Raw genomic sequence first — 13135 nt, 5'->3', positions numbered from 1 at the left:
CCGGCGCGGCCTAAGTCAGATAAAACTGCCGTTGGCGTTGGCAAGCGTCCTCAAACCGCGGACGACGGCGTGCGGCACCAAAGCGCTCGACGCCGGGTTGCCGAGGGAAGCCTGGTTGGTGACACGTGTATCGAAGAGCCCCAGGCTCGTCTCGGCCAGGACATGGTGGGTTGTCTGCTTGGCTGCGGGGTCAGCAATCAACACAGCTTCCACCACATCCCAGTCACCGGCTGCCAGCGCCAACGCGGACACCACGTTGGTTGACTTGGGGAAGGCCTTGATCAGCTCGGCCGGTCCGCCCCTCAGGAGTTCAACCGGCCCGGTGGCTTCCAGGAGTGATTCTTTCGTTTCCCCGTCCATCCATGGCTGGATCAAAGCAGCAGGAAGTTTTCGCGATTCCACGGTGATGCGATAAATGGTTCCGCCCGCGGAGGCCGCTGTGATCGCATCCAGGCCGCCCAGCGCACCGGTTGTCAGGAACGTTCGGCCTGGACCGTCGTCGAGCAGTGTTTTCCTCAGCAAGGCCTCACATAAGGCTCCGATCGAGGTGACCAGAAAGTCCTTCCCGGCCGAAATACTCCGCGGACCGAACTCGGCGACTGCTGCAACGCCGGCGCACTCCACCACCACGTCAGCTACGTCCATGGCTTCTTCGAAGCTGAAACCTGTCCTGGGTTTCCCGTGGGGAACAACACCGGCGAGTTCGATGCCTGGGGCGGTCCCGGCGTCGAGCAGTTCCGCCACCCGCGATCCAATGGCGCCCGAACCAATGAGAGCAACTTTCAGGACCACGGTGTCAGGCTGCTTCGCCGGGGTCGGGGAGATCGTGTGCCCGGGGAAGGGCGTCGAGCCTGTGGCCGGCCAGGGTGCTTGCGACCCACAGGGAACGGGCAAGATCACCGGAGTGCCGCGGTTTTGCTGCATACCATAAAGCGTTCTGCACCTCACGGGCTATGCTCCATTGCCGTGCAACGTCAGGATCCAATCCAGCGGCACGGCTGAAGTCCTGGCACCGCTCCAGCAGCCCGGCCTCCGGATCCGTCCGGGGAAGATCGCGGATGCGGTTCCACAGGATCGGGGCGACGGCGAACTCGGCCTCCCCAATCTGTGGTTGCGGATCAATAGCCAGATAGTCGCCGCGCAGGGACAGCTTTTCGGCGCTGGTAGTGGCAAGAATATTCATGAAATGCAGGTCAGTGTGCACGAGGACATCCTTGCCTGAACGGCGCCCTACGGCCCCGCGCGTCTGGCAGACCTCCAATGCCGCTTCCAGCAACCATCGAGGGAAGGGACGGTCCAGGCGGTCCCATTCGGCAGGCAGTTCATCGCTCCATCGCTCGGCGGTTGCGGCGACGTGGTCCAAAACCCGCCACTCCACCCTTCCGTCCGGTTGGATCGAGAGCTCGCGCATAATGGCCCCCCATGCGTCCCTGGCTTCGTCCAGAGGGGCGTCCTGGAGCCAACGGGAGGCGTCCAGGCGTTCGAGCAGCATGGTGCAACTGGCATCGTCCGAGGCCAGGAGGCGGACAGCGCCCCGGCCGTTCCACAGGGCCAGTGCATAGCGCTCCACCAGTGCTTCTTCGTGGGGATAAGCGATCTTCAGCGCTGCGGGGGTGGAGCCCTGAAGGACTGGCACCACCAAGGCTCCGTGGCCATTCCAAGGCTCATCGCCTGGCACCAAATCCACTGAGAGCCCCCAACGGTCCAACGCCTCGGAGATGAGCCCCGGGAGGCTTGCGAGCCAATCCCTGCCCGCGGAGTCGCGGTTGTACCGGGCGTGGAGGTCGCCCGGTATGGGAATCATCGCGTGAAGGTTCACGGCAACAGCCTAACTCCGCACTGCCACGCGTCCCTTAGAAAACGCCGCTGGCCCCCAACAGGGTTCCGATGGAGAACGTGGCAGCCAGCGCGAGGGCCCCGCCCAGCACCACCCGGACCGCTGCACGGAAGCGGGAAGCACCGCCGAGCCACGCACCAACCGCGCCAGTGATCGCCAAGGCAAGCAGGACTGCGACGAACGTTAGGGGAACCCGCATCCCCGGTGGCGGCAGCAAGATGGCCAGCATGGGAAGAATCGCTCCCAAAGTGAACGCTACGGCCGAGGCAAAGGCTGCGTTCCAAGGGCTGACGATGTCATCTTCATGGATATTGAGCTCGGCCGAGAGGTGTGCGGCCAAGGCGTCGTGCTCGGTCAGCTCCTGTGCAACGGTCCGGGCGGTCTCTGCACTGAGCCCTTTGGACTCGTAGATCGCGGCCAACTCGTTGAGCTCATCTTCCGGCTGCTCCGCCAGCTCACGTTTTTCTTTTTCGATGAGGGCTTTCTGGGTGTCACTTTGGCTGCTGACGGACACGTACTCGCCCAAAGCCATGGAGATGGCGCCACCCACCAGGCCAGCGGCGCCCGCGGAGAGAATCAGGCCGGTGTTGGTGGTGGCACCGGCAACGCCCACCACGATTGCCGCGACGGACACGATTCCGTCATTGGCGCCCAGGACGCCCGCCCGCAGCCAGTTCAGCCGATGTGCCAGATCGTCACGGTGCGGTTCATTCTCGTGCGTGGTGGCAGTTTCTGTGGAAGCCATGCATCAAGCCAAGCACCGGCAGGCTGTCCTGACCAGCATGGCTAGGCTCGCCTATCCGCCCTGGGAAGCTGGCGTGCTAGTGGGCGTAGGCAAGGAAGGCAGTTCGCCGGCGTCGAGCATGAGTCCCGGCAGCGCAGGCAGCTGCGCGCCCCAAGCGAGGCTCCTGCGGGCGGCTGCCACCAGGTTGTCCAGGGCCCATGTGCGGGTCTCGCCCGTGGACAGGGCAGCAAGGTCACCGAATCGAGGCAGCGAGGCAAGCTCTACCGAGCCAAGGAATGTAGCGGGATCCTGAGTGAAAGTATCCGGCAGCCGGTAGCCCGCCTCGCCCGTGGGTGCATCCGCGCAGTTGGCGCTGGTGACTGCTTCAGCCTCCCGGAGGAGCGCTTGGTGAACTTGCAAGTGCTTGGCAGCGGCCGCCGACTTCGTCTCGTCCAGCCTCTTCAAGGCCACTTGGTATACGTAGATCGCCTCCTGCTGTGAGCGAACAACCGCAGCCAGGGCTGTGTCGGTGGTCGCGGACATCGGCTCCGGGGTGGGGTTTGCTGAGGGGCATGAGGCAGCCAAAGGTGTCGCCGTGGGGGCCTTGGTCTCCGACGCCCGTGTCTGCTCCGGCAGGGGCAACTGCCATGCGGCAGCCAACTTTTCGGCCTGCAGCACCTGCGCGGTTCCGACGGCGGCGAGCAGCCGGGCGATCCCGCCGTCGGCCTTGCGCGCGTCGTCCAAGCGCTTCCAGCCGCTGCCGGCCAGCCCGGCCAGGAAGGATGCACGGCTGCTTTGTTCCGCTGCAGCCGAGGACTGACGGGGTGAGGGGGCTGCCCCTGACAGGGTGGCACTGGATGTCGTTCCGCGAGGGTCGAATAAGGCCTGAGCGTGGGTTGTCAGCAAAGTCACAGCGCTGCCGGACATGGGCTTTCCGGCCTCGGGAGCCGCGGACTTCGCCAGCGTCGTGGCCGATTCCCGCAGCAGCAGCGTGTCCTCCAACGCCGTCAAACGTGCTGTTTCGGTGAACGAGACAGCCGGGGGAGTGCCGGAATCACGCGGAAGAAGGACCATTCCGGTGCCTGCAACAAGCAGTGCCACCACGGCAACCAGTAAAACCCGGCCCCAAGGTGGTGTTCGTCGTTTTTCGCTTGTTTCCCCGTTCACAACAGACCATGGTGTCACGTGGATGAGGAAGTCCGTGCACCATGTTCCCGGGAAAATCGTTAGGCTAGTAGTCACAACAACATCTATCGGGAGGCGGCGGGCAACGTGAGTGACTCGGAAGCCACGACTTCAACAGACCGTTCTGAATCGAACTCAACGGCCACCATCCACAACCCGGAAGAGAGCAGGCTTAGGGCGCTGCTTGAACCGGCTGTCCTTGCCAACAGGCTCTACCTCGAGGATGTTTCCATCCACGTTGCCGGTTCACACCGCACGGTCCACGTCGTGGTGGACCTTCCCCAGGAAGAGACCGGAGGCGTCAGCCTTGACGCCATCGCAGAGGTCTCACGCGGACTGTCCGATATTCTGGACAACGATCCCCATGACGACGGCCGTCCCTACGACCTTGAGGTTTCATCCCCTGGAGTAAGCCGTCCTTTGACCGAACCGCGTCACTGGCACCGCGCCCGCGGCCGTATGGTCAGGGTCAACGTCATCCAGGGAGAAAACCTTCTGGGCCGCATTACCTCCGTGGGGGAAGATGCTGTGACGCTCATCCCCGAGCACGAGGTCAAGAAGGGCATGAAGCCCAAGCAGGGCGAACCCATCACTATTCCTTTCGACAGGATCCGCCAAGGAAAAGTCGAGATTGAATTCAGCCACCTCCACGAGGCTGCGCTGGAAGACGAGCACAACGGACCTTCCGAGGAGGCCTAATGGATATTGACATGAGCGCACTGAGACTCCTGGAGCGTGAGCGTGAAATCCCGCTGGATCTCCTGATTCCCACCATCGAACAAGCGCTGCTGGTGGCGTACCACAAGACGCCCGGCGCCTTCGAAAAGGCCCGTGCCGAGTTGGACCGCAAGAGCGGTCACGTGACCATTTGGGCTACGGAAATCGACGACGACGGTGAGCCCATCGGCGAGTTCGAAGACACCCCTGCCGGTTTTGGCCGCATCGCCGCCAGCACGGCCCGCCAGATCATTCTGCAGCGTCTTCGCGACGTGGAAGACGACAACGTGCTGGGCGAGTTCAAAGGCCGTGAAGGCGAACTTGTGGCCGGCATGATCCAGCAGGGCAACAACCCGCACATGATTCAGGTCAACCTCGGATCCGTGGAAGCATTGCTGCCCCCGCCCGAGCAAGTCCCCGGTGAGAAGTACCTCCACGGAAGCCGCTTGCGTGCTTTTGTGGTGGACGTCCACCGCGGCGCCAAGGGTCCGTCCATCACTTTGTCCCGTTCGCACCCCGGGCTGGTCCGCAAGTTGTTCGAAATGGAAGTTCCGGAAATTGCGGATCACTCTGTGGAGATCGTCGCACTGGCCCGTGAAGCCGGCCACCGTACCAAGATCGCGGTCAAGGCCAACACTGCCGGCATCAACGCCAAGGGTGCATGCATCGGCGAAATGGGTTCCCGCGTCCGGGCAGTCATGACCGAACTCAACGACGAAAAGATCGACATCGTTGACTTCAGCGACGACCCCGCAACCTTCATTGCCAACTCCTTGTCGCCGTCGCGAGTGAATTCCGTCACTATCACGGACGAAGCAACCCGCTCGGCCCGCGTAGTAGTGCCCGACTACCAGCTTTCCCTGGCGATCGGCAAAGAGGGCCAGAACGCGCGGCTCGCAGCCAAGCTGACTGGCTGGCGCATCGATATCATCTCCGATGCCGCTCCCGCTAAGGCTGACTAGCTCTTGAACCGGCGGTTGTGCCGCCCGTTTAGCGCCGCGCTGGCGGCATCCTTGGTTTCGGGAGACCGGGGCAGGGGGGCTAGACTAGATGGAACCGGGCTTACGTCCGGTATCCACGCGCTTTGGCGTGCCTCAGCTGCATGCGCAGGACCGGGGCCCGTCGGGTGCCAGTAGCGTAAGGCAGGTTGGACACGTCGTGGCTGAACTGCTTGAACATGGCCATGGGCCTGTTCGCACGTGCATCGGATGCCGGAAGCAAGGCTCCCGGTCCGAGCTTGTCCGGCTGGTCGCCCAAGGCAGCGGTTCTTCCGCAGTCCTGGTCGACGTTCGACGCCGGATGGCTGGCAGGGGTGCATGGCTTCACCCCAGCGAAAAGTGCTTGACATTGGCAATCAAGCGGCGAGCTTTCGGAAGGGCCCTTGCGGGTGCTTCCGATGCAGGCGCCGTGGAACGATACCTGATGTCCGGTGCGCCCCTTGTGGAGGCCCAGGCCGCCGCAGGAAAACCGTCCAAACCTGAAAGCGGGTCAGAAAACTGATGGAAACCCGATGAGTTCCCAGCGATGAGTGCGTAACGATGACAACTTTGTTGCGCTCTGCAATGGGCCTTTCAATCGCGCAAGCGGCGAAGGCCCGCAGTAAGAAGTAGACGGTTCGTGCCTGGCTCGGTGCGGACCGAGACAGGAGAAATGTGGCCAAGGTCCGCGTACATGAGCTCGCCAAAGAGCTCGGTATTACTTCCAAAGATGCAGTAACCAAACTGCAGGAATTGGGCGAATTCGTTCGCTCCGCCTCGTCAACAATTGAGGCCCCCGTCGTGAAGAAGCTTCGCGACGCATACCCGGGTGCCGGCGCTGCCAAGGCCGCCGCTCCCGCAGCAGCTCCGGCGGCAAACCGCCCAGCAGCATCCCGTCCGGCCGCTCCGGCACCGGGTCCTGCAGCTCCGAAGGCTCCGGCCCCGGCACCTGCAGCCCCCGCTCCGGCAGCCCCTGCGGCTGCTGCACCGGCAGCTCCTGCAACACCGTCAGCACCTGCCCCGGCAGCACCTGCAGCTCCTGCTGCGTCCACTCCGGTTTCGGCCAAGCCCGGCGCCCGTCCTGCCCCCAAGGCAGAGACTCCGGCTCCGGCACGTCAAGGTGGCCAGGCTCCGCGTCCCGGCGGTCCCCGTCCGGGCAACAACCCGTTCGCTACGTCCCAGGGCATGCCCCGCGGCCGTGGTGGCGACGGAGACCGTCCGCCGCGTCCGGGCAACAACCCGTTCGCACCGTCCCAGGGCATGCCCCGAGGCGAACGCCGTAACGACGGCGAACGCCCCGGCGGTCCCCGTCCCGCAGCTGGTACGGGTGGACCCCGTCCCGCAGCAGGTACCGGTGGTCCCCGTCCGGGCGCTCCGCGTCCCGGTGCACCCCGTCCGGGCGCTCCGCGTCCCGCTGGCGGTCCCGGTGCAGGAAACCGTCCTACTCCGGGCATGATGCCCAACCGCACTGAGCGTCCGGCTCCCGGTGGCGCAGGCCGTCCGGGTGGCGCAGGCCGTCCCGGTGGCGGACCCGGTCGTCCCGGTGGCGCACCTGGTGCAGGTACCGGTGGCGGCGCTCCCGCCGGCGGTGGCTTCGGCAAGGGTGGCCGCGGTCGCGGTGGCACCCAGGGTGCCTTCGGCAAGGGCGGCGCCGGTCGTGGCAAGCAGCGCAAGTCCAAGCGTGCAAAGCGCCAGGAACTGGAGCAGATGAGTGCTCCGTCGCTGGGCGGCGTATCGGTACCCCGCGGTGATGGCGAGACCATCATCCGCCTGCGTCGTGGCTCGTCCATCACGGACTTTGCCGAGAAGATCGATGCAAACCCCGCGTCGCTGGTGACCGTGCTGTTCCACCTCGGTGAAATGGCAACGGCTACGCAGTCCCTCGACGAAGACACCTTTGGCCTGCTTGGCGCCGAACTTGGCTACAAGCTCCAGGTTGTTTCCCCTGAGGATGAAGAGCGCGAGCTGCTGGATCAGTTCGACATCAACATCCAGGACGAACTCGACGCCGAAGGTGACGACGTTCTCGAGGCCCGCGCACCGGTTGTTACCGTCATGGGCCACGTTGACCACGGTAAGACCCGCCTGTTGGACGCCATCCGCAACTCGAACGTTGTGGCCGGCGAGCACGGTGGCATCACCCAGCACATCGGTGCTTACCAGATCAGCCACGTCCACGAGGGCACGGCCCGCGACATCACCTTCATTGACACCCCCGGTCACGAGGCCTTCACGGCCATGCGTGCACGTGGTGCCAAGGTCACTGACATCGCGATCCTGGTTGTTGCAGCCGACGACGGCGTTATGCCGCAGACGGTGGAAGCACTCAACCACGCCCAGGCAGCCAACGTGCCGATCGTCGTCGCAGTGAACAAGATCGACAAGGAAGGCGCCAACCCTGACAAGGTCAAGGGCCAGCTGACCGAGTACGGCCTGGTTCCGGAAGAATACGGTGGCGACACCATGTTCGTTGAGGTCTCTGCCCGCCAGAACCTCAACATCGACGAACTGATCGACGCCGTCCTGCTGACGGCCGACGCTGCCTTGGACCTGCGCGCCAACCCGGACAAGGACGCTCGAGGCATTGCCATCGAAGCGAACCTGGACAAGGGCCGCGGTGCTGTTGCAACCGTCCTGGTTCAGTCCGGAACCTTGGCAGTGGGCGACACGATCGTTGCCGGTACGGCTCACGGCCGCGTCCGCGCCATGTTCGACGAGAACGGCGAGGCACTCGATGTCGCACTGCCGTCCCGCCCGGTTCAGGTCCTCGGCCTGTCCAACGTGCCGCGTGCAGGTGACACCTTCCTGGTGACCCCTGACGAGCGTACGGCCCGCCAGATCGCTGAGAAGCGTGAAGCTGCCGACCGCAACGCCGCACTGGCCAAGCGCCGCAAGCGCATCAGCCTGGAAGACTTTGACCAGGCCGTTGCCGAAGGCAAGATCGACACCCTCAACCTCATCCTCAAGGGTGACGTATCCGGTGCTGTTGAAGCCCTTGAAGACGCCTTGCTCAAGATCGACGTCGGAGACGACGACGTTCAGCTTCGTGTCATCCACCGCGGTGTGGGTGCCATCACGCAGAACGACGTCAACCTGGCCACGGTTGACAACGCCATCATCATTGGCTTCAACGTCAAGCCGGCCGAGCGTGTTGCTGAACTGGCCGATCGTGAAGGCGTGGACATGCGCTTCTACTCGGTCATCTACGCAGCAATCGATGACATCGAGATGGCTCTCAAGGGCATGCTCAAGCCGGAATACGAAGAGGTCCAGCTCGGTACCGCCGAGGTTCGCGAAGTCTTCCGTTCTTCCAAGTTCGGAAACATCGCCGGTTCGATCGTCCGCACTGGCATCATCCGCCGTAACTCCAAGGCACGTGTCAGCCGCGACGGCAAGGTCATCGGTGACAACCTCACCGTTGAGACGCTCAAGCGCTTCAAGGATGACGCCACCGAAGTCCGTACCGACTTCGAGTGTGGTATCGGTCTTGGCTCCTTCAATGACATCACTGAAGGCGACATCATCGAGACCTTCGAAATGCGCGAAAAGCCGCGTAACTAGGTTCCGTATGGGACGGGTCCGTCGGGTAACCCCGGCGGACCCGTTCCGTTCCCGTTTCTACTTTCCAGGAGGAAGTCATGGCTGATCCCGCACGCGCCGCCAAGCTGGCACAGCGGATAAAGGTGGTTGTTGCTGAGGCCCTCGGACGCCGGGTCAAGGATCCGCGCGTCGAGTCCATAACGGTCACTGACGCCCGCGTCACCAATGACCTTCAGCACGCCACCATCTACTACACCGTTTTCGGTGATGATGTAGCCCAGGCAGATGCCGCCAGGGCATTGGAGAAGGCCAAGGGTGTGCTGCGGCAGGAAGTGGGCCGCAACATCACTGTTCGCCTGACTCCCACCCTTGAGTTCGTGGCTGATCAGATTCCGGTCAATGCCTCCAATCTTGAGGAGCTGCTCCGTGAAGCCAAGCGTCGCGACGCTGAGGTAGCCGCGTTGGCTGCCAGCGCCAAGCACGCAGGCGAAGCAGACCCCTACAAGGGCGATGCTCCGGAGGACATCGACGAGGACGACTTCGACGAAGAGGACACAGACCTCTCCGGCGACAACGAGCTCGACGAAGACTCCAACCGCTAGACCACTCTTCGAGTTTTTGTACAGCTAATGCCCTTAAGAAGCCTTCTTAGGGGCATTTGCTGTACAAAAACTCGTTAGGATCAGTGCATGTCGGCGCACAGTCCCCAGCAACGTGATGAATACCTGAACCTGGCCATCCAGCTGGCCGTGCGTAACGTTTCCGACGGCGGCGGCCCTTTCGGTGCCGTTGTGGTCACCCCGGACGGAACTGTCCATAAGGGAGTGAACCGGGTAACGCTGGACCACGATCCCACGGCACATGCCGAAGTGGTGGCCATTCGACGCGCCGCAGCAGCTACCAAGAGCTTCGACCTGAAGGGTTCCGTTCTCTACACAAGCTGCGAGCCATGCCCGCTCTGCTTGTCCGCCACGCTCTGGGCCAGGATCGGGCGTGTGTATTTCGCGGCCGATCGGCACGGTGCGGCCAGGGCCGGCTTCGACGACGCCGTGTTCTATGAGTACTTTGCCGGCACCCGGCCGGAGCTGCTGCCGGTGGAGCATGCCGAACTGGCCACCTCCGATGAGCCGTTTGACGCCTGGCGGAACCACGCGCGCCGCACTGCCTACTGACGACCCGCTACAACTGGACCTTGGCCGGGAGGCGGGTGACGCCGTCGAACAGGTCCTGCTGCCCGCCGCACAGGGCAATCCTGATCCAGCCCTCGCCGATCGAACCGAACGCCGTACCCGGAGCGAAGGACACGCCGAACTCCGCGAGGAACGCCCGCACCCAGGACCTGACGTCCCCGCCGCTCACATGGGAAACATCAGCCCAAAGATAGAAGGCCCCCTGGGCGCCAAGGAACGGAATTCCCTTCTCCGCCAGCACCGCCGACGCCGCATCCCGGTTGCTCCGGTAATGGTCGCGAGCCTGCGAAACGTAGTCCTGCGGCCCCGTCAGCGCGGCCAAAGCTGCGTACTGCGAAGGAGACGCGACGCAGGACACGATTGATTCCATCACGTTGTTCATTTTTTGCTCCAAACCCGGAGGACAGATCAGCGCCCCGATCCGGAGGCCAGTCAGTCCGTAGGTCTTGGACAAGGTCAGGGACGTGAAGACCCGGGCTTCGCCGGGGACATCGCTGTCGAAGCGGGCGGGACTCACATGGGGCACATCAAAAGTGAAGGCTTCATAGCACTCGTCCGAGATGATCCAGAGGTCGTGCCGGACTGCCAGTTCCACCAGCTCGCGCGTGGCTTTCTCACTGATCACGGCGCCCAGGGGATTGGACGGGGAGTTCAGCACCATCACGCGGGTCCGTGGCGTGATCAGGGCCTCGATGTCCTCAATGTGCGGCTGGAAGTCGTTCTGTGGATACAACGGATACTGCACAGGCACGGCGTGCAGCAGCCGGCTGGTCATGGCGAAGGTGGGGTAGCCGGGGTTGGGAATCAGGATCTCGTCACCGGGGGAGAGGAGAAGGCTCATGGCAAAGTGCAGTCCCTGCTGGGCGCCGTCCACCACATAGACCCGCTCCGCACCAATAGTGACCTCTTGTTGCTCCCGGAAGCGAGCGGCGAAGGCCTCGCGGAGGGCAGGGATCCCGGCGTTGGGTGTGTAGTTGGTCTCATCCCGGTCCAGGCAGGCAATGCCGGCGTTCAGGACGTGGCGGGGGAGGGCAAAGCCCGGCTCGCCGATGCTGAGGACGATAGCTCCGGGGGTGGACCAGGCAGCTTCGGTGATCTCACGGATCTGGTTCACGGGGACGTCGCGGACGTGTGCGGCAAGCTCAGGCATGGGAGCCATCCTAGCCACCCATATACTGGTAAGCGTGCTTTCTGGACTGGTAATCGTTGACAAACCGCAGGGATGGACCAGCCATGATGTGGTTGGCCGGATGCGGCGGCTGGCCGGCACCCGAAAAGTGGGGCATGCGGGCACGCTGGATCCCATGGCAACCGGTGTGCTGGTGCTGGGCATTAACAAGGCGACGCGTCTTCTGACCTACATCGTGGGCACCTCCAAGACGTATACGGCCACCATCCGGCTGGGCGAAACCACCATCACTGACGACGCCGAGGGCGAGGTCACGGAGGCCCGCAGCGCAGCGGCCATTACCGACGATGCCATAGCTGCCGGCGTCGCTGCCCTCACCGGGCCCATTCAACAGGTTCCGAGCAGCGTGAGTGCCATCAAAGTCAACGGCGAACGCTCCTATGCCCGCGTTCGCTCGGGTGAAGAGGTCAAGCTCGCGGCCCGCCCGGTCACCATCCACCGCTTTGATGTCCACTCCATCACCAGGATCGACGGCGGCCGGGTAGTCGACGTCGAGGTCACCGTGGAGTGCTCCTCCGGAACGTACATCAGGGCGTTGGCCCGGGACCTCGGCGGTGCCTTGGGCGTCGGGGGACACCTCACAGCCTTGCGGAGGACCCAGGTTGGCCCATACTCCCTGGACCAGGCCCGCACGTTGGAGCAGCTGGCAGAAGAGCTTGAGGTTCTGGAGATGTCCTTGGCGGCACGTGCACTCATGCCCAACCGGGAGCTCAGCGAGGACGAAACCACCGAAATTTCCTTCGGCCGCCGCATCGCTGCCGGTCCGGGAGCAGGAACGCCCGACGCCGCCACGGCCGAAAAGCCTGCCGCAGCCTTCGCGCCGTCGGGAGAGCTGGTGGCGTTGCTTGCAGATACAGGCAACTTCGCGAAACCCGTGCTGGTCTTTGCGCCGGGAACCGGGCAGGCAAAGTAACCATGGACGGATACTTTTACGCCATCCTGATCGTCGGATTGGTGTCCACGTTCATGTGCATCGTGGCTGGTTTGATGAAGAAGGCCCCGAACGACCCCACCATCTTTTCCGTACTCGCCGTTGAGCTGGTTCTGGTGGTGTATCTGGTGGGCTCGATCGTCAGGGTGGCCATGGGCGAACAGATGGCCGGTGAAGCCTGGGAGTTCTGGGGCTACCTCATTGTTGCCATGATGATTCCCTTGGGAGCCGTCTATTGGGCCATCCTTGAACGAACCCGCTGGAGCAACTTTGTCCTGGCAGCAGTGGGCGTTACTGCCCTGGTGATGGCCGCCCGCATGAATCAGATCTGGTACTGACCTTGAAGAAAGAACACAACGTGACTGGAACCGAGACCAACCCGGCCAACCGGCAGCCGCAGCGGAAGGACACCCGGAACACCGGCCCTGGACGCCTGCTGATCGCGGTCTACGCAATATTTGCGTTGTCGGCCACAGCTCGTGCCGGTTACCAGATCGCCACCAAGTTCGCCGAAGCTCCCTTGGCGCATATCTTGTCGGCGTTCGCCGCCGTCGTCTACATTGTGGCGACTGTCTCGCTTGCCAAGCCGGGCCGCACTTGGTTCAAGGTTTCCCTGGCTGCTGTGCTCACTGAGCTTGTGGGTGTGCTGGTGGTAGGAGCGATCAGCCTCTTTGATCCAATTGCTTTCCCGCATGACACCGTGTGGTCCCTGTTCGGACGTGGATACGGCTTTGTTCCGCTGGTCCTGCCGATCCTGGGCCTTTTGTGGCTCAACAAACGCCGACCGTCCTGAGTCAAACACCCTAGCGGGTAACCTTAGATTGTTCCGGCGCCGGGAGGTTGCC

15 protein-coding genes are annotated in these 13135 nt (G+C 63.4%); 9 read left to right on the top strand and 6 right to left on the bottom strand.

Annotated features, from left to right (window positions below; genetic code table 11):
- Positions 1 to 15: 15 nt before the first annotated feature.
- From HAV21_RS19660 to HAV21_RS19645, 4 genes are read right to left on the bottom strand one after another with little or no spacing between them, the layout of a single operon-like run.
- Positions 16 to 792 carry an aspartate dehydrogenase domain-containing protein gene (locus HAV21_RS19660; protein ID WP_166842834.1) on the bottom strand — a complete coding sequence of 259 codons (777 nt, stop codon included), beginning with the start codon at positions 790 to 792 and terminating at the stop codon, positions 16 to 18.
- A gap of 4 nt (positions 793 to 796) precedes the next feature.
- Complete coding sequence (locus tag HAV21_RS19655) at positions 797 to 1819, bottom strand: aminoglycoside phosphotransferase family protein (RefSeq protein WP_347877677.1); 1023 nt, start codon at positions 1817 to 1819, stop codon at positions 797 to 799.
- A gap of 34 nt (positions 1820 to 1853) precedes the next feature.
- Positions 1854 to 2582 (bottom strand): VIT family protein, encoded by a 729-nt coding sequence (locus HAV21_RS19650; protein WP_166842833.1) that lies wholly within the window; start codon positions 2580 to 2582, stop codon positions 1854 to 1856.
- 51 nt (positions 2583 to 2633) lie between these two features.
- The gene (locus HAV21_RS19645; protein WP_166842832.1) at positions 2634 to 3803 is read right to left on the bottom strand and encodes a ferritin-like domain-containing protein; all 1170 of its coding nucleotides are present in this window, start codon (positions 3801 to 3803) and stop codon (positions 2634 to 2636) included.
- A 30-nt stretch (positions 3804 to 3833) separates the two neighbouring features.
- On the opposite strand from HAV21_RS19645, the gene rimP reads away from it, so the two are divergent.
- Together rimP and nusA are read left to right on the top strand one after the other, a co-directional pair.
- Entirely contained in the window at positions 3834 to 4445 is a 612-nt protein-coding gene (gene rimP / locus HAV21_RS19640) for a ribosome maturation factor RimP (RefSeq protein WP_166842831.1), read from the top strand.
- Positions 4445 to 5425 (top strand): transcription termination factor NusA, encoded by a 981-nt coding sequence (gene nusA / locus HAV21_RS19635; protein ID WP_142939661.1) that lies wholly within the window; start codon positions 4445 to 4447, stop codon positions 5423 to 5425. The genes rimP and nusA overlap by 1 nt, the downstream gene beginning before the upstream one ends.
- A 100-nt stretch (positions 5426 to 5525) precedes the next feature.
- On the opposite strand, the gene HAV21_RS22380 is transcribed toward nusA, so the two are convergent.
- A complete protein-coding gene (locus HAV21_RS22380; RefSeq protein WP_243753398.1) occupies positions 5526 to 5720 on the bottom strand; it encodes a hypothetical protein in 195 nt (64 codons plus the stop codon).
- Here HAV21_RS22380 and HAV21_RS19630 point away from each other — a divergent pair.
- From HAV21_RS19630 to HAV21_RS19615, 4 genes are all read left to right on the top strand, one after another.
- Positions 5631 to 5963, top strand: a complete 333-nt coding sequence (locus HAV21_RS19630) for a YlxR family protein (RefSeq protein ID WP_243753395.1) — start codon at positions 5631 to 5633, stop codon at positions 5961 to 5963. The genes HAV21_RS22380 and HAV21_RS19630 overlap by 90 nt on opposite strands.
- A 152-nt stretch (positions 5964 to 6115) precedes the next feature.
- On the top strand, positions 6116 to 9001 hold the full coding sequence (gene infB / locus HAV21_RS19625; RefSeq protein WP_166842829.1) for a translation initiation factor IF-2: 2886 nt from the start codon (positions 6116 to 6118) through the stop codon (positions 8999 to 9001).
- 77 nt (positions 9002 to 9078) lie between these two features.
- The gene (gene rbfA, locus HAV21_RS19620) at positions 9079 to 9582 is read left to right on the top strand and encodes a 30S ribosome-binding factor RbfA (protein WP_024820333.1); all 504 of its coding nucleotides are present in this window, start codon (positions 9079 to 9081) and stop codon (positions 9580 to 9582) included.
- Between the two features lie 87 nt (positions 9583 to 9669).
- Complete coding sequence (locus HAV21_RS19615) at positions 9670 to 10152, top strand: nucleoside deaminase (RefSeq protein ID WP_142939658.1); 483 nt, start codon at positions 9670 to 9672, stop codon at positions 10150 to 10152.
- 7 nt (positions 10153 to 10159) lie between these two features.
- Here HAV21_RS19615 and HAV21_RS19610 read toward each other — a convergent pair whose 3' ends face one another.
- Complete coding sequence (locus HAV21_RS19610) at positions 10160 to 11320, bottom strand: pyridoxal phosphate-dependent aminotransferase (protein ID WP_208097210.1); 1161 nt, start codon at positions 11318 to 11320, stop codon at positions 10160 to 10162.
- Positions 11321 to 11354: 34 nt separating this feature from the next.
- Between HAV21_RS19610 and truB the strand changes: the two genes are divergently transcribed.
- From truB to HAV21_RS19595, 3 genes are read left to right on the top strand one after another with little or no spacing between them, the layout of a single operon-like run.
- Positions 11355 to 12272 (top strand): tRNA pseudouridine(55) synthase TruB, encoded by a 918-nt coding sequence (gene truB, locus HAV21_RS19605; RefSeq protein ID WP_223942221.1) that lies wholly within the window; start codon positions 11355 to 11357, stop codon positions 12270 to 12272.
- Between the two features lie 2 nt (positions 12273 to 12274).
- Complete coding sequence (locus HAV21_RS19600; protein ID WP_166842826.1) at positions 12275 to 12628, top strand: hypothetical protein; 354 nt, start codon at positions 12275 to 12277, stop codon at positions 12626 to 12628.
- A gap of 20 nt (positions 12629 to 12648) precedes the next feature.
- A complete protein-coding gene (locus HAV21_RS19595; protein WP_223942222.1) occupies positions 12649 to 13083 on the top strand; it encodes a hypothetical protein in 435 nt (144 codons plus the stop codon).
- The last annotated feature ends 52 nt before the right edge of the window (positions 13084 to 13135 follow it).

This window comes from Paenarthrobacter sp. MSM-2-10-13 (genome assembly GCF_011605365.1).
Classification (GTDB): Bacteria; Actinomycetota; Actinomycetes; order Actinomycetales; family Micrococcaceae; genus Arthrobacter.
The sequence above is the reverse complement of the archived record's forward strand: the minus strand, read 5'-3'. Positions and strand labels throughout refer to the sequence as shown.

Coding starts and splice junctions, on each gene's coding strand:
- rbfA (WP_024820333.1), top strand. CDS start 9,079: ATGGCTGATCCCGCACGCGCCGCCAAGCTGGCACAGCGGATAAAGGTG.
- HAV21_RS19650 (WP_166842833.1), bottom strand. CDS start 2,582: ATGGCTTCCACAGAAACTGCCACCACGCACGAGAATGAACCGCACCGT.
- HAV21_RS19615 (WP_142939658.1), top strand. CDS start 9,670: ATGTCGGCGCACAGTCCCCAGCAACGTGATGAATACCTGAACCTGGCC.
- HAV21_RS19600 (WP_166842826.1), top strand. CDS start 12,275: ATGGACGGATACTTTTACGCCATCCTGATCGTCGGATTGGTGTCCACG.
- HAV21_RS19610 (WP_208097210.1), bottom strand. CDS start 11,320: ATGCCTGAGCTTGCCGCACACGTCCGCGACGTCCCCGTGAACCAGATC.
- nusA (WP_142939661.1), top strand. CDS start 4,445: ATGGATATTGACATGAGCGCACTGAGACTCCTGGAGCGTGAGCGTGAA.